Here is a 13,729-nt window from a genome sequence, read left to right as displayed (position 1 = left end):
TCACACGTCAGAGCTTCTCGACGGGGGCGTAGCGCAGCAGCAGGCGCTTGACTCCCTCGGACCCGAAGTCGATCGACGCCACGGTCTTCTCGGCGACGCCCTCGAGCGCCACGACCGTGCCCATCCCGAACGAGTCGTGCAGGACCCGGTCGCCGGGCTCCAGGCTGGGAATCTCCCGGGCGGGCTTGGCCCGGGCGGCGGCGTCGGCGCGCACCGCCGCCGCGGAGAAGTTCCGGCGGCCGGCGGCCGTCGGCTCGCCCATCCGGGCCGGTGACCCGCCCGCGAGGTCGGGTCGGCCCCAGCGCGTCTGCGCCGCCTCGGTACGCCGCCAGTCGACCAGGTCGACCGGGAGCTCGTCGAGGAAGCGGCTGCCGGGGTTGTGCGAGGGCGCACCCCAGGCGGACCGCACCACGGCGCGGGAGATGTAGAGGCGCTCGCGGGCCCGGGTGAGGCCGACGTAGGCGAGCCGGCGCTCCTCCTCCAGCTCGGGCTGCTCGCCCAGCGAGCGGGCGTGCGGGAACACCCCGTCCTCCAGGCCGGTCAGAAACACGACCGGGAACTCGAGCCCCTTGGCGGTGTGGAGGGTCATCAGCGTGACGACGCCGTTGTCCTCCGGATCGTCGTCGGGGAGCTGGTCGGTGTCGGCGACGAGCGCGACCCGCTCCAGGAAGTCGGCCAGGCCGGGCGCGACGATCCCGGCGTCGACGTCGGTCGGGTCGGCCGACGGGCCGGCCACCGGGTCCTCGGCGAACTCGCGGGCGACCGCGACCAGCTCGGCGAGGTTCTCCAGCCGGGTCTCGTCCTGCGGGTCGTCGCTCTCCTCCAGCGAGGTGAGGTAGCCCGAGCGGGCCAGCACGGTCTCCAGCACGACGTCGGGGCGCTCTCCCCCGTCGACCATCGACTGGAGCTCCTCGATCATCGCCACGAAGCCCTGGATCGCGGTCAGCGACCGCGTGGCCAGGCCGGGGGCGTCCCCGGCCCGCCGCAGCGCCTCCCAGAAGATGATCCGCTCACGCTCGGCGAGCGCGTTGACGCACTCCACCGCGCGGTCGCCGATGCCGCGCTTGGGGGTGTTGAGCACCCGCCGCAGCGAGACCTGGTCGGCCGGGTTGACCAGCAGCCGCAGGTAGGCGAGCGCGTCGCGCACCTCGCGCCGCTCGTAGAACCGGACGCCTCCGACGACCTTGTAGGGCAGGCCGAGGCGGATGAAGACCTCCTCGAACACCCGGGACTGGGCGTTGGTCCGGTAGAACACGGCGACGTCGCCGGGGCGGTGCTTCCCGTCGTCGGTGAGCTTGTCGATCTCCTCGGTGACGAAGCGGGCCTCGTCGCGCTCGTCGTCGGCGACGTACCCGACGATCCGCTCGCCGTCGCCGGCGTCGGACCAGAGGCGCTTCTCCTTGCGGCCCTTGTTGCGGCTGATCACCGAGTTGGCCGCGGTGAGGATGGTCTGGGTGGAGCGGTAGTTCTGCTCCAGCAGGATCGAGGTGGCGTTGGGGAAGTCCTGCTCGAAGTCGAGGATGTTGCGGATGTTCGCGCCGCGGAACGCATAGATCGACTGGTCCGCGTCGCCGACGACCATGAGCTCGGCGGGCTCGACGCGCTCCGCGTCCTCCTCGACCAGCTCTGGGTCGTCGGCGCAGAGCTGGTGGATGAGGGCGTACTGCGCGTGGTTGGTGTCCTGGTACTCGTCGACCAGCACGTGCCGGAACCGGCGCCGGTAGACCTCGCGCACCTCCGGGAACTCCTGGAAGAGGTGCACGGTGAGCATGATCAGGTCGTCGAAGTCGAGCGCGTTGGCCTCGCGCAGCCGGCGCTGGTAGGTCGTGTACGCCGCCGCGTAGGTCTCCTCCAACCGGTTGTGCGCGTCCTTGGTCGCCTCGGCGGCGTCGCGCAGCTCGTTCTTGTGGTTCGAGACCCAGTGCAGGAGCGCGCCCGGCTGGTAGCGGCGCGGGTCGAGGTCGAGGTCGTTGCACACCAGCGTCATCAGGCGCTTCTGGTCGGCGGCGTCGTAGATGGAGAAGTTCGACTTGTAGCCGAGCTTCTCGATCTCCTTGCGCAGGATCCGCACGCACGCGGAGTGGAACGTCGAGACCCACATGATCCGGGCGCGCTTGCCGACCAGGTCCTCGACGCGCTCCTTCATCTCGGCCGCGGCCTTGTTGGTGAAGGTGATCGCGAGGATCGAGCCGGGGTGGGCCTTGCGCTCGGAGATCAGCCAGGCGATCCGCCGGGTGAGCACCCGGGTCTTGCCGGACCCGGCGCCGGCCACGACCAGCAGCGGCGCGCCGGCGTGGACGACGGCCGCCCGCTGCGGCTCGTTGAGGCCCTCGAGGAGCTCCTCGGCGGAGGGGGCGCTGCGGGTGGTGCGGGACTCGTCGGCGGTGCTCGGGGCGGGCATGCCGGGCAGGGGGATCGGGGTGCTCATGCTGTCGCCAGCCTACGGGTCGGCACCCCCGGCCCGGTCAGCCGTGGACCACCACCACCGACAGCCCGCTGCGCCCGTAGCCGGAGATGTCGACCTCGACGTCCTCGCGGGACCCGAGGGTGGCGCCGTAGGCCTGCACCTGCGGCGGCACCGGGTCGCTCGGGGCGTAGGTCTCCAGCAGTCGCTGGTGCTCGCCGGAGGCCTCGCCGATCGGTGCGGCCAGCACGTTGAGGATCTCCGCGCTGTTCTCGAACAGGTTCGGCGGGAGCATCTGCCTCTCGACCGCGTCCTCCGCGGCACCGTGAACGGCGTGGCGATCAGGGACAGGGCCCCGGCGCCCTCGGGCTGCTGCCGCATCTCCGAGAATGGCGCCGGCTCGGCCGTGCCGTCGAGCACCGCGGTGATGCGCTGGACGACCCCGGCGGCGTCGACGCCGCTCTCGGTGCCGCCCGGTGGGCCCGGGGAGCGGTCAGGCGTGGGCCGAGGACCAGAGGACCGCGACGAAGACGTTCGCCACGGTCAGCGCCAGCAGCAGCGCCCAGAGACCCTTCGAGATCTGCGGCTTGCGGATGTTGGCCATGATCAGCACGAGCACCACGAGCCCGATCACGCCCTTGACCGCGACCTTGGCGTGGTTGACGTCGCCGTCGCCCGACTCCAGGACACCCACGAGCAGCAGGCCGGCGACGAACGCCGTGCCGATGCCGTCGCGCATCAGCGCGTTGACGGACTTCTCCGGGCTGCGCGCCTGGACGAGCAGGCCGCCGAAGAGGGCCGCGAAGCCGAGCAGGTGGAGCACGAGCAGGATCTGGCGCAGGACGTCCATGCCCGAAGCCTAGTGAGGCACGATCAGGCCTCGAGGCTCGGGTCTCCCCGCTCGGCGCCCGCCGGCCGGTCCTGGCTGCCGAGGAAGTACTCGATCACGAACAGCACCACGCCGACCGCGATCAGGCCCGCGCACCAGAGCAGCGAGGTCGGGTCGTCGTAGACGGTCCAGGCCAGGATGGCCAGGTTGCCGACGAGGCCGACGTAGAGGAGGGGCGTGTTCGCGCGGAAGGTCTTCTCGTGCTCGTCCTGGCCGCGCAGCTTGAGCGCCGTGACGATCACGAGGGCGTAGATCGCGAGCAGGAACACCACCGTGACGGTGGCGAGCCGGCCGACCAGGTCGATGCTGCCACCGGCCGAGGTGATGACCGAGCCGATCACCAGCAGGCCGGTCACGACAGCACTGCTGAACAGCAGCCCGACCCACGGGCTGCGGCGCGCGTGGTGCAGCCGCTTGAAGACGCCGGGCACCACGTCCTCGTTGGCCATGCCGTAGAGGATGCGCGGCTGGGTGGTGACGACGACCAGCGTGGTGTTGGTGATCGCGACCATCGCGATGACCGCGAAGACGGTGCTCATCAGCCCGGTCGAGACCGGCAGGATGCCCTTCTCCACGACCTCGAGCAGCGCGGCCGGCGAGTCGGCCAGGGTGCTGGTGTCCACGGTCAGTGCCGCCGAGATCGAGACCAGGACGTAGACGACGCCGGCGACGATCATGCCGCCGATCATCGAGCGCGGGAATCCCTTGTGCGGGTCGACGGTCTCCTCCGCGACGTTCGCGGTGTTCTCGAAGCCGGTCATCGCGAAGAACGAGAGCGACACACCGGCGAGGATCGCCAGCACCGGGTTGCCGTCAGCGGTGAACTCGACCAGCGTGCCGAAGTGGGCGTTGCCCTCGGCGATGTAGACGATGCCGCAGAGCAGGATGATCGCGAGGCCCGCGATCTCGACGAAGGTCATCAGCATGTTGACGACGACCGACTCGGTGATGCCGATGAAGTTCACGATCGCCAGGACCCCGAGGAACGCCAGCGTCACGAGCAGGGCCGGCGGCGACGAGAACAGCTCGGCGAAGTACGTCGCGAAGCCGCTGGCCAGGGACCCGGCGGCCGCGAAGCTCGCCGACAGGAACGAGATCGTGACCAGGAAGGTCAGCACCTTGTTGCCGAACGCCTTGTTGACGTAGAGCGCCGCACCGGCGGCGCGGGGATACTTCGTCGCGAGCTCGGCGTAGGCGCTGCCCGTGATCGCCGCGATGGTGACGCCGACCGCGAAGGCGATCCAGAACGCTCCGCCGACGGCCGCGGCCACGAAGCCGATGAGCACGTAGATGCCCGAGCCCAGCACGTCGCCCAGCGTGTAGAAGAAGAGCTGTGGGTTGGTGATCGAGCGCTTCAGCCCGGCCTGCCCCTGGTGGGGGCGTTCGTCGGTCGCAGTCACGCGAGCGACGTACCCGTCGGGGTGAACGCGAAAACCGCTAGAGCAGCCGGCGGTCGGAGGCCCAGCGGGTGAGTTCGTGGCGCGAGGAGAGCTGGAGCTTGCGCAGGACGCTGGACATGTGGGTCTCGACGGTCTTGATCGAGATGAACAGCTCCTTGGCGACCTCCTTGTAGGCGTAGCCGCGGGCGATCAGCCGCATCACCTCGCGCTCGCGCTCGGTGAGGCGGTCGAGGTCCTCGTCGACGGCGGCGACCTCGATGGTGCCGGAGAAGGCGTCGAGCACGAAGCCGGCCAGGCGCGGGGAGAACACCGCGTCGCCCTCGGCGACCCGCTGGATCGCCTGGACCAGCTCGGGCCCGGTGATCGTCTTGGTGACGTAGCCGCGGGCCCCGCCCCGGATGGTGCCGATGACGTCCTCGGCGGCGTCGGAGACCGACAGCGCGAGGTAGCGGGTGTCGGGCGACGCGGCCGAGCCGGTCACTCGCCGCATCACCTCGACGCCCCCGCCGCCGGGCAGGTGCACGTCGAGGAGCACGACGGCCGGCCGGTGCGCGGTGACGACGGCGATGGCCTCGTCGACGTCCGCGGCCTCCGCGAGCACCTCGACCACCCCGCGGCCCGCGCTCTCGAGCTCCGCGCGGACACCACGGCGGAACATCGCGTGGTCGTCGACGACGACGACCGTCACCGGGCCCGTCGCGGGGTGGGCGTCACTCATGGCTCTCCTCCTGCTCCCGGGACAGGTGCAGGCGCACCTCGGTCCCCTCTCCGGGCACGGACCGCACCTCGGCGGTGCCGCCGTGCCGGGTCATCCGGTCCACGATGCTGCGGCGTACGCCGTAGCGGTCGGCCGGCACGGACGCCGGGTCGAACCCGCGGCCCCGGTCGCGCACGAACACGTCGACCGCGGCGTCGGCGATCTCGGCGTACACGTCCACGCGGCCGGTGCCGGCGTGCTTGGCGGCGTTGGTGACCGCCTCACCGGTCGCGTTGACCAGCGCCCGCAGGTGCTCGTCGAACGCGCAGTCGCCGACGGTGACGACGTCCACCGAGACGCCGTACTCGTCCTCGACCCGCGCCGCGACGCCACGCAGGGCGCTGGCGATGGTGCTTTCGTCGGTCGACTCACCCGAGTAGAGCCATGCCCGCAGGTCGCGCTCCTGGGCGCGGGCGAGGCGGGCGACGGCCGGGGCGTCGTCGGCGTTCTTCTGGATCAGCGCGAGCGTCTGGAGCACGGAGTCGTGCAGGTGGGCGGCGACGTCGGCGCGCTCCTGGGTGCGCACCCGCTCGGCGCGCTCGTCGCTGAGGTCGGAGGCCAGCCGGTAGACCCAGGGGCCGACGACGATCGCCAGCCCGATGATCGCCAACACCGACGCGGCGACCACGTCGCGCGCCATCGACAGCGAGCCGCCGTGGATCGACCACAGCAGGACCGCCAGGATGATGAGGCCGACGCCGGCGCCGACCCGGGCGTACGACGCCCAGCCCCCGTGGCCGAACACGACCCGCACGGGGTCGACCCGCCCGGTCTGGTCGAGCCACCGCTCGCGCTGCGCCTCGTCGGCCTGACGCCAGAGCAGGCCGATGCCGACCAGCGCGATCAGCAGCGGCCAGAAGATCGCCCCGCGGCCGAAGACCGCCTCGAGCAGCAGGATCGCGCCGAAGCCGAGGGCGGCCAGCGCGACTGCCGGGCCGATGTCGGTCAGCCGGCGCATCCGGCCCGGGCGGCGGCCGCCGCGAGAGGCGCTCTCGAGGCCCGGCGCGCTGGTCTCGAACTTCGAGTCCGACGGCAGCATCGCCCACAGGGCGGCGTACAGGACGACCCCGGCGCCGCCGAGGAACGTGCCCAGCACGAAGCCCGCACGCACCCACAGCACCGGCACCGCGAGGTGCTTGGCGAGGCCGGAGGCCACGCCGCCGAAGATCGGCTCCTGGGTGTCGCGGGTGGCGCGCCGCCCGCCGAGCGGGACCGCGGCCTCGGCGGTGGTGTGGGTGCTGCTCATCGTGGCCCAATCGTCACACAGCGAGAGCCCCCTCACCATGAGGGCCGACCCCGGTCCCACCCTGACCGGTGGGGGTCTCCCCCGGTGCATGATCAGGGACGTCCCCGATGGTCCGGGGGCTCCCCGACCGTCAGGCTCGAACCATGACCAGCACACCGCCCGAAGCACCTCCGCCGCCCCCGCCCGCCGCCGGTGACACCGGTCCCCGGGTGACCGGGGACCAGGCCCGCGACCTCGGCCGCCTGCGCCGATCTCGCACCGACCGCAAGGTCGCGGGCGTCGCCGGCGGCCTGGCGCGACACCTGGACGTGGACCCGCTCATCCTGCGGGTCGCGTTCGTGGTGCTCGCGTTCTTCGGCGGCGCCGGCCTGATCGTGTACGGCGCCTGCTGGCTGCTCGTCCCCGAGGACGGCGACGACAAGGCGCCGTTCAACCTCGACGAGCGGTCCCGCTCGATCGCGCTGGTGATCGTCGGCGTCCTCGCCGCGCTGGCGCTGGTCGGCGACTCGTGGGGCGCCTTCTGGTTCCCGTGGCCGGTGGCGATCGTCGCGCTCGTCGCGCTGTGGCTGCTGACCCGCAACAACCAGACCTCGACTCCGCCGGTCCCGGGCCAGCCCTCCACGCCGCTGGTCGGCCAGCAGGCCACCGGGTGGGTCGGCCAGCCGACGGGGCCCGCCCCGGTCCCCCAGCCGAGCTACACGCAGCCGAGCTCCACGCAGCCCTACTACACGCAGCCGGTGCAGCCGTTCCAGTCCTACGTCCGGCAGCCGAACCCGCGCAAGCGCGGCCCGGTGCTGTTCTGGTTCACGCTGGCGCTGATCGCGCTCGGCGTGGGCGTCCTGGGGATCGCCGACGTGGCCGGCGCCCCGGTCGCCGATCCGGCGTACCCGGCCCTGGCGGTCGGCATCTGCGGGCTGATGCTCGTGGTCGGGGCCTTCTTCGGTCGCGCCGGCGGCATCATCGCCCTCGGCCTGGCGGCGACGATCGGCCTGGCCGGCGCGACGGCCGCGCACGAGGTCGACCCCGACACCGTGACCGAGCGGCCGGCGACCGCGGCCGAGGTCGACTCCTCCTACTCCCTGGGCGTGGGTGAGCAGCGCATCGACCTCTCGCAGGTCTCCGACCTGGAGAACCTCGACGGCCGCCGCATCACCGTCGACGCCGACCTCGGCGCCATCGACATCACGCTTCCCGAGGGCGTCCGCGCGATCGTCGACGCCCGGATCCACGGCGTCGGCGGGATCCGGCTGTTCGGCAACGAGCGCGACGGCATCGACGTCCGGGACCAGCAGACCGTCGGCTCGCCCGGCGACCCCACCATCACGCTGGACATCGAGCTCGGCGTGGGCGAGATCGAGGTGACGCACCGATGAGCAGCACCACGCAAGAGAAGCAGTCCGGCCGCCACCCCGTGAACGTCGGGCACCTGGTGATGGGCATCGCCTTCCTCGCGATCGTCGGCGTCTGGGCCCTGATCCAGACCGACCTGGTGACCGGCTCCGACGTCCGCTGGCTGCTGCCGGTCCCGTGGGTGCTCGCCGGCCTGGGCGGCCTGCTGGCACTGGCGCTGACCGGCAGCCGCAAGTGGTCCACCCGCCAGGGCGGCTGGGTGGAGCCCACGGGCGCCACCGACACCACCATCACCACGATCGAGGAGGACCCCCGATGAACGACCCGCGCCTGAAGAACCTGGTACGCCGACGCGACGACCGCATGGTCGCGGGCGTGTGCTCCGGGCTGGCCGACTACCTCGGCGTGAACGTCGCGCTCGTCCGCGTCGCCGCGGTCGTCGCGCTGGTGTTCAGCTTCGGCGCCGCGCTGGTCGCCTACGTGGCCGCGTGGATCCTGATGCCGGAGGCGTGAAGGCGACAGGCCTCCGAGGTCGTGTCTGCGCTCGACGTAGTCGGCGCCCAGCGCGATGGCGAGGCGGTACGACGCCAGGGTGTGCTCGGGCCGGTGGCCGGACGCCCCGCGGTGGGCGATCACGATCCTCTCGGGCATGCCACCAGCACACGCGGGCACTGTGTCCTGGTTGCGGGGGGCGACATGAACGGTGGGTGACAGGATGACGGCCATGACCAGCACGCCCTCTCTGGGACGCATCACCACGGTCCCCGCGCTGGACCGTCCCGACCTGCTCGCCCCGCCCGTGCTGGCCGCCCTCGAGGCCTGGCCGCACGCCGACCGGGTCGGCGTCGTGGAGATCGACCCCGCGATCGCCGACACCGCCGCGATGGCCGAGGCCTACGGGCTCGGCATGGACACCGGCGCCAACTGCGTGGTGGTCGGCGGCAGGCGCGATGGTGCCGAGCGAGTGGCCGCGTGCCTGGTCCGCGCCGACACCCGCGCCGACGTCAACAACCTGGTCAAGCGCACGCTCGACGTCCGCAAGGCGTCGTTCCTCTCGACGGACCGCGCCGTGGAGCTCTCCGGCATGGAGTACGGCGGCATCACGCCGGTCGGCCTGCCGGCGGACTGGCGGCTGCTGGTCGACACCCGCGTCCTCGACATCGGCGTGGCGGTGATCGGCTCCGGGGTGCGTCGTTCCAAGCTGCTCCTCCCCGGCGCCCTCGCCGGGGACCTGCCCGGCGCCGAGGTGGTGGAAGGACTGGCGACATGAGCGACGACGGTCGCGACGAGACCGAGGAGGAGCGGCTCGACCGCAAGTGGAACGACCTGCTCCAGGAGCTCCGCGTCATGCAGACCGGCGCCCAGCTGACGGCCGGCTTCCTGCTCACGCTGCCGTTCCAGGAGACCTTCGAGGACCTCGACCGGTTCCAGATCGGCCTCTACCTCGCGCTCGTGCTGCTCGCCGCGCTCACCACGGCCCTGGTGATGGGGCCGGTGGCCATCCACCGCCGTCTGACCGGTAGCCACGTCAAGGAGCGGGTCGTGCAGTCGGCGCACCGGCTCGTCTACGGCGTGATCACCTGCATCGCGCTGCTGGTCGCGGGCATGGTGATGCTGATCTTCGACGTGGTGGTCGGCCGCACCTGGGCGGCCGTCGCGGCCGGCGGCATCGCCGCGGTGCTGATAGTGCTCCTGCTGGTGCTGCCGCGCAGCCTCGCCGCCGACCGTGGGTGACGCTGCTCACCGCGAAAACGATTCGCTCTCCAAACGCGCTGATCCTTAGCGTGGGAGGGTGCTGCGCCTGCCCCTCGACCACCCCGGGACCGCCGATCACCGGTCCCCCGGGCGGTTCCTCTGGTGGTTGGCCAAGGGTCAGTGGCGGACGCTGGCCGGGGGCATGGCCTTCGGCATCGTCTGGATGAGCGCCCAGGCCGTCATGCCCGCCGTGATCGGCCGCGCGATCGACCGCGGCATCGCCGCGAAGGACACCGACGAGCTGTTGAGGTGGGCCCTGGTGCTGCTCGGCATCGGCCTCGTGCAGGCGGTCAGCGGGATCATGCGGCACCGGTTCGCGGTCACCAACTGGCTGGTCGCGGCCTACCGGGTCGTCCAGCTGGTCGGGCGCCAGACCACGCGCCTGGGCGGCACGCTTCCGCGCAAGGTCTCGACCGGCGAGGTCGTCGCGATCGGCACCAGCGACCTGTCGCACATCGGCCAGGTCATGGACGTCTCCGCCCGCTTCGCCGGCGCGATCGTCTCGTTCTTCCTGGTGTCCGTGATCCTGCTCCAGACCTCGGTCACCCTGGGCCTGGTCGTGCTGATCGGCGTACCCCTGCTGATGCTGGGTGTCGTCCCGATCCTGGGCCCGCTCCAGAAGCGCGCCGCCCACCAGCGGCATCTCATGGGCCGGCTGTCGAACACCGCCAGCGACATCGTCGGCGGCCTGCGGGTGCTGCGCGGCATCGGCGGAGAGCAGGTCTTCCACGACCGGTACACCGAGCAGTCGCAGACCACCCGCCGCGCCGGCGTCCGCGTAGCGCGCCTCCAGTCGGTGCTCGACGCGCTCCAGGTGTTTTTGCCCGGCCTGTTCGTGGTGATCGTGGTCTGGATCGGCGCGCGGTACGCCGTGCGGGGCGAGATCAGCCCCGGCGAGCTGGTCGCGTTCTACGGCTACTCGGCGTTCCTGATGATCCCGCTGCGCACGGCGACCGAGTACGCGAACAAGTTCATCCGCGCCCGGGTCGCGGCCGCCCGCGTCTGCCGGGTGCTCGCGCTCGAACCCGAGGTGGCCGAGCCGGAGCGCCCGGCCGCGTCGCCCGCGTCGGGCGCCCCGCTCGCGGACGCGCGCACCGGTCTCCAGGTGCGCCCGGGTTTCCTCACCGCGATCGTCAGCGAGCAGCCCGACGAGTCGGCCGAGCTCGCGGACCGGCTCGGCATGACGCACGCGCCGGTCGACGACGAGGTCACGCTCGGCGGCGTCCCGCTGCCCGCCCTCTCGCCGCTCGAGGTCCGCAGCCGCATCGTCGTGTCCGACACGGCCGCGATGCTGTTCTCGGGCCGCCTCGGTGACCGACTCGACGTGACGGGCCGCGGCGACGTCGGCGGCGCGCTCGACACCGCGTCCGCCGGCGACATCCTCGACGCGCTCCCCGAGGGGCTGGACACGGTGGTCGCCGAGCGCGGCCGCAGCTTCTCGGGCGGCCAGCGCCAGCGCCTCGTGCTCGCCCGCGCCCTCGCCGCGGACCCGGAGATCCTGGTCCTGGTTGAGCCGACCTCCGCGGTCGACGCCCACACCGAGGCCCGGATCGCCAGCCGCCTGCACCGGCACCGGACCGGCCGCACGACGGTCGTCACCACCACGAGCCCGCTGATGCTGGACGCGGCGGACGTCGTCGCGTTCCTGCGCGACGGGCGCGTCGTCGCGACCGGCACGCACGCGGAGCTGCTGAGGTCCGACGCCGACTACCGCCGCGTGGTCACCCGCGGGTCCGAGCAGGAGCTGTCGGTGAGCGAGGTCGCCCGGTGAGCACCCACCTGCCCGTCGCCGACGGCCGTGCCGTCCGGCGGTACGCCGTGCAGCTCGCCAAGCGGCACCCGAGGATGCTCTGGGGCGCGGTCGGGCTGCACGTCGCGGCCGCCCTCGCGGCCCTCGCCGCGCCGCGCCTGATCGGCGACCTCGTCCAGGCCGTCGAGGACGGCACGACCGTCGACCACGTCGACCGGATCATCGCGCTGCTCGCGGGCTTCCTGCTCGTGCAGACCGTGCTCACCCGGTTCGCCCGCTACGTCAGCCAGGTGCTCGGCGAGCAGGTGCTGGCCGAGCTCCGCGAGGACTTCGTCGACAACACCCTCGCGCTGCCGGTCGGCACCGTCGAGGCGGCCGGGTCCGGCGACCTCCTCACGCGCACCAGCCGCGACGTCGACCAGCTCGGCTGGTCGGTGCGGATGGCGCTGCCCGAGTGGACCATCGCCGTCATCAGCGCGGTCGTCACGCTCGTGGCCGCCATCTCGGTCGGGTGGTGGGTCGCACTCCCCTGCCTGCTCGGCGTACCGCCGCTCGTCATCGGGCTGCGCTGGTACCTCCGGCGGGCCAAGGACGGCTACCTCCGCGAGAGCGCCACCTACTCCCAGATCAACGCGACGCTGACCGAGACCGTCGAGGGCGCCCGCACCGTCGAGGCGCTCGGCCTCGGCCAGGAGCGGGTCGCCGCGATCGACGACGACATCTCCGCGTCGTACCGGGCCGAGCGCTACACGCTCTACCTGCGCACGGTCTTCTTCCCGAGCATGGAGGTCTCCTACCTGGTCCCGACGGTCGCGACGCTGCTGTTCGGCGGCTACCTCTACACGCAGGGCGAGGTCAGCCTCGGTGCGGTCACGACCGCGACGCTCTACGTGCAGATGCTGATCGACCCGGTGGACCGGATCGTCTCGATCCTCGACGAGCTCCAGCTCGGTGCCGCGTCGCTCGCCCGCCTGCTCGGGGTCGGCCAGGTGCCCGACGACCGCGAGGTGTCCGGGCGCGAGCCGGACGGCGAGAAGATCGACGCCGCCGACGTCCGGTTCTCCTACGTCGAGGGCCGCGACGTCCTCCACGGCGTCGACCTGTCCGTCGGGGTCGGCGAGCGGATCGCCATGGTCGGCCCGTCCGGCGCCGGCAAGTCCACGCTCGGCCGGCTGCTCGCCGGCATCCATCCGCCGCGCACCGGATCGGTCACCGTCGGCGGCGTCGGCCTCACCGAGCTGCCGCTGGACGACCTGCGCGGCCACGTCGCCCTGGTCACCCAGGAGCACCACGTCTTCGCGGGCACGCTGCGCGACAACCTCGCGCTCGCCCGGCCGGGCTCGGCCGACGCCGACATCCGCGGCGCGCTCGCGGCCGTCGACGCCCTCGACTGGGTCGAGGCGCTGCCGGACGGCCTGGACACCGAGGTCGGCTCCGGCGGTCGCGCGCTGAGCGCCGCCCAGGCCCAACAGGTCGCGCTCGCCCGCCTGGTGCTGGCCGACCCGCACGCGCTGGTCCTCGACGAGGCCACCTCGCTCATCGACCCGCGGGCGGCCCGCCATCTGGAGCGGTCGCTGGCCGCCGTGCTCGAGGGCCGGACGGTCATCGCGATCGCCCACCGGCTGTTCTCGGCGCACGACGCCGACCGGGTCGCGGTCGTCGAGGACGGCACGATCTCCGAGCTCGGCTCCCACGACGAGCTGGTCCGGGCCGGCGGGTCCTACGCCGCCCTCTGGGACAGCTGGCACGGACGCGGCTGAGGTCGGCGACGGTGGTGGCGCGCGAACCGTGACCGCGCCGATTCATCACGGTAGGCAGGCGAACCGACACTTCCCTCGGTGGGCCCGGCACGGGAGTGCGAACTCATCTGCCTACCGTGATGAATCGGCAACGAAGCGCCCTTCGCGCATCGAACCGGCCGCGGCGGATACCGGTGCGGCAACGGGGAGGATCTCGCATGTCCAGCAGGAGCACCCGCGGCGTCATCGAGTCGCACCTGCACTACCGGCAGGTCGGCGACCTCGAGCGCGATCTGGTGGAGAACTACGCCCCCGACGTGCGCCTGCTGTCCGCCGAGGGCGTCGTGGAGGACGGCCTGATCCGGGCGCAGACCATCCACTACTCGACCCGCGCCCGCTGAGCGAGGCCGCATCGTGGAGATCACATCCCGTTGACCCC

14 protein-coding genes and 1 pseudogene are annotated in these 13,729 nt (G+C 72.4%); 8 read left to right on the top strand and 7 right to left on the bottom strand.

The features are described from left to right. Positions 1-7 precede the first annotated feature (7 nt). The 6 genes from pcrA to ACYQ0U_RS00630 form a co-directional block, all read right to left on the bottom strand. Entirely contained in the window at positions 8-2,428 is a 2,421-nt protein-coding gene (gene pcrA, locus ACYQ0U_RS00655) for a DNA helicase PcrA (protein WP_459968321.1), read from the bottom strand. 37 nt (positions 2,429-2,465) lie between these two features. Continuing rightward, on the bottom strand, positions 2,466-2,699 hold the full coding sequence (locus ACYQ0U_RS00650; RefSeq protein WP_459968319.1) for a hypothetical protein: 234 nt from the start codon (positions 2,697-2,699) through the stop codon (positions 2,466-2,468). 198 nt (positions 2,700-2,897) lie between these two features. After that, the gene (locus tag ACYQ0U_RS00645) at positions 2,898-3,254 is read right to left on the bottom strand and encodes a hypothetical protein (RefSeq protein ID WP_459968317.1); all 357 of its coding nucleotides are present in this window, start codon (positions 3,252-3,254) and stop codon (positions 2,898-2,900) included. Between the two features lie 23 nt (positions 3,255-3,277). Further along, a complete protein-coding gene (locus tag ACYQ0U_RS00640) occupies positions 3,278-4,693 on the bottom strand; it encodes an APC family permease (RefSeq protein WP_459968315.1) in 1,416 nt (471 codons plus the stop codon). A gap of 37 nt (positions 4,694-4,730) precedes the next feature. Next, positions 4,731-5,411 carry a LuxR C-terminal-related transcriptional regulator gene (locus tag ACYQ0U_RS00635; RefSeq protein WP_459968313.1) on the bottom strand — a complete coding sequence of 227 codons (681 nt, stop codon included), beginning with the start codon at positions 5,409-5,411 and terminating at the stop codon, positions 4,731-4,733. After that, positions 5,404-6,696 carry an ATP-binding protein gene (locus tag ACYQ0U_RS00630; RefSeq protein WP_459968311.1) on the bottom strand — a complete coding sequence of 431 codons (1,293 nt, stop codon included), beginning with the start codon at positions 6,694-6,696 and terminating at the stop codon, positions 5,404-5,406. Before ACYQ0U_RS00630 ends, ACYQ0U_RS00635 begins: the two co-directional genes overlap by 8 nt. A gap of 143 nt (positions 6,697-6,839) precedes the next feature. Between ACYQ0U_RS00630 and ACYQ0U_RS00625 the strand changes: the two genes are divergently transcribed. The 3 genes from ACYQ0U_RS00625 to ACYQ0U_RS00615 are packed head-to-tail and all read left to right on the top strand — an operon-like array spanning position 6,840 to position 8,559. Next, the gene (locus tag ACYQ0U_RS00625) at positions 6,840-8,069 is read left to right on the top strand and encodes a PspC domain-containing protein (protein ID WP_459968309.1); all 1,230 of its coding nucleotides are present in this window, start codon (positions 6,840-6,842) and stop codon (positions 8,067-8,069) included. Further along, a complete protein-coding gene (locus ACYQ0U_RS00620) occupies positions 8,066-8,365 on the top strand; it encodes a hypothetical protein (RefSeq protein WP_459968307.1) in 300 nt (99 codons plus the stop codon). The genes ACYQ0U_RS00625 and ACYQ0U_RS00620 overlap by 4 nt, the downstream gene beginning before the upstream one ends. Continuing rightward, positions 8,362-8,559 (top strand): PspC domain-containing protein, encoded by a 198-nt coding sequence (locus ACYQ0U_RS00615; RefSeq protein WP_459968305.1) that lies wholly within the window; start codon positions 8,362-8,364, stop codon positions 8,557-8,559. The genes ACYQ0U_RS00620 and ACYQ0U_RS00615 overlap by 4 nt, the downstream gene beginning before the upstream one ends. 42 nt (positions 8,560-8,601) lie before the next feature. Here the strand turns inward: ACYQ0U_RS00615 and ACYQ0U_RS00610 are convergent. Then, positions 8,602-8,697 (bottom strand): annotated as a pseudogene (locus tag ACYQ0U_RS00610) (glycerophosphodiester phosphodiesterase family protein); the annotation flags it as partial. A gap of 73 nt (positions 8,698-8,770) precedes the next feature. Here ACYQ0U_RS00610 and ACYQ0U_RS00605 point away from each other — a divergent pair. The 5 genes from ACYQ0U_RS00605 (at position 8,771) to ACYQ0U_RS00585 (ending at position 13,691) form a co-directional block, all read left to right on the top strand. Then, a complete protein-coding gene (locus ACYQ0U_RS00605) occupies positions 8,771-9,316 on the top strand; it encodes a YbaK/EbsC family protein (protein WP_459968303.1) in 546 nt (181 codons plus the stop codon). Further along, the gene (locus tag ACYQ0U_RS00600) at positions 9,313-9,780 is read left to right on the top strand and encodes a DUF6328 family protein (RefSeq protein WP_459968301.1); all 468 of its coding nucleotides are present in this window, start codon (positions 9,313-9,315) and stop codon (positions 9,778-9,780) included. The genes ACYQ0U_RS00605 and ACYQ0U_RS00600 overlap by 4 nt, the downstream gene beginning before the upstream one ends. A 58-nt stretch (positions 9,781-9,838) precedes the next feature. Next, entirely contained in the window at positions 9,839-11,572 is a 1,734-nt protein-coding gene (locus tag ACYQ0U_RS00595) for an ABC transporter ATP-binding protein (protein WP_459968299.1), read from the top strand. Further along, on the top strand, positions 11,569-13,311 hold the full coding sequence (locus tag ACYQ0U_RS00590; protein WP_459968297.1) for an ABC transporter ATP-binding protein: 1,743 nt from the start codon (positions 11,569-11,571) through the stop codon (positions 13,309-13,311). Before ACYQ0U_RS00595 ends, ACYQ0U_RS00590 begins: the two co-directional genes overlap by 4 nt. 197 nt (positions 13,312-13,508) lie before the next feature. After that, positions 13,509-13,691, top strand: coding sequence for a hypothetical protein (locus ACYQ0U_RS00585; RefSeq protein WP_459968295.1), 183 nt, complete (start codon positions 13,509-13,511; stop codon positions 13,689-13,691). The last annotated feature ends 38 nt before the right edge of the window (positions 13,692-13,729 follow it).

This window comes from Nocardioides pyridinolyticus, from assembly GCF_054653575.1.
This window is presented reverse-complemented; position numbering and strand designations above follow the sequence as displayed.

What these genes read in the sequence shown, in the direction of transcription:
- pcrA (WP_459968321.1), bottom strand. Translation starts at nt 2,428, where the DNA reads ATGAGCACCCCGATCCCCCTGCCCGGCATGCCCGCCCCGAGCACCGCC.
- ACYQ0U_RS00650 (WP_459968319.1), bottom strand. Translation starts at nt 2,699, where the DNA reads ATGCTCCCGCCGAACCTGTTCGAGAACAGCGCGGAGATCCTCAACGTG.
- ACYQ0U_RS00645 (WP_459968317.1), bottom strand. Translation starts at nt 3,254, where the DNA reads ATGGACGTCCTGCGCCAGATCCTGCTCGTGCTCCACCTGCTCGGCTTC.
- ACYQ0U_RS00635 (WP_459968313.1), bottom strand. Translation starts at nt 5,411, where the DNA reads ATGAGTGACGCCCACCCCGCGACGGGCCCGGTGACGGTCGTCGTCGTC.
- ACYQ0U_RS00630 (WP_459968311.1), bottom strand. Translation starts at nt 6,696, where the DNA reads ATGAGCAGCACCCACACCACCGCCGAGGCCGCGGTCCCGCTCGGCGGG.
- ACYQ0U_RS00625 (WP_459968309.1), top strand. Translation starts at nt 6,840, where the DNA reads ATGACCAGCACACCGCCCGAAGCACCTCCGCCGCCCCCGCCCGCCGCC.
- ACYQ0U_RS00620 (WP_459968307.1), top strand. Translation starts at nt 8,066, where the DNA reads ATGAGCAGCACCACGCAAGAGAAGCAGTCCGGCCGCCACCCCGTGAAC.
- ACYQ0U_RS00615 (WP_459968305.1), top strand. Translation starts at nt 8,362, where the DNA reads ATGAACGACCCGCGCCTGAAGAACCTGGTACGCCGACGCGACGACCGC.
- ACYQ0U_RS00605 (WP_459968303.1), top strand. Translation starts at nt 8,771, where the DNA reads ATGACCAGCACGCCCTCTCTGGGACGCATCACCACGGTCCCCGCGCTG.
- ACYQ0U_RS00600 (WP_459968301.1), top strand. Translation starts at nt 9,313, where the DNA reads ATGAGCGACGACGGTCGCGACGAGACCGAGGAGGAGCGGCTCGACCGC.
- ACYQ0U_RS00585 (WP_459968295.1), top strand. Translation starts at nt 13,509, where the DNA reads ATGTCCAGCAGGAGCACCCGCGGCGTCATCGAGTCGCACCTGCACTAC.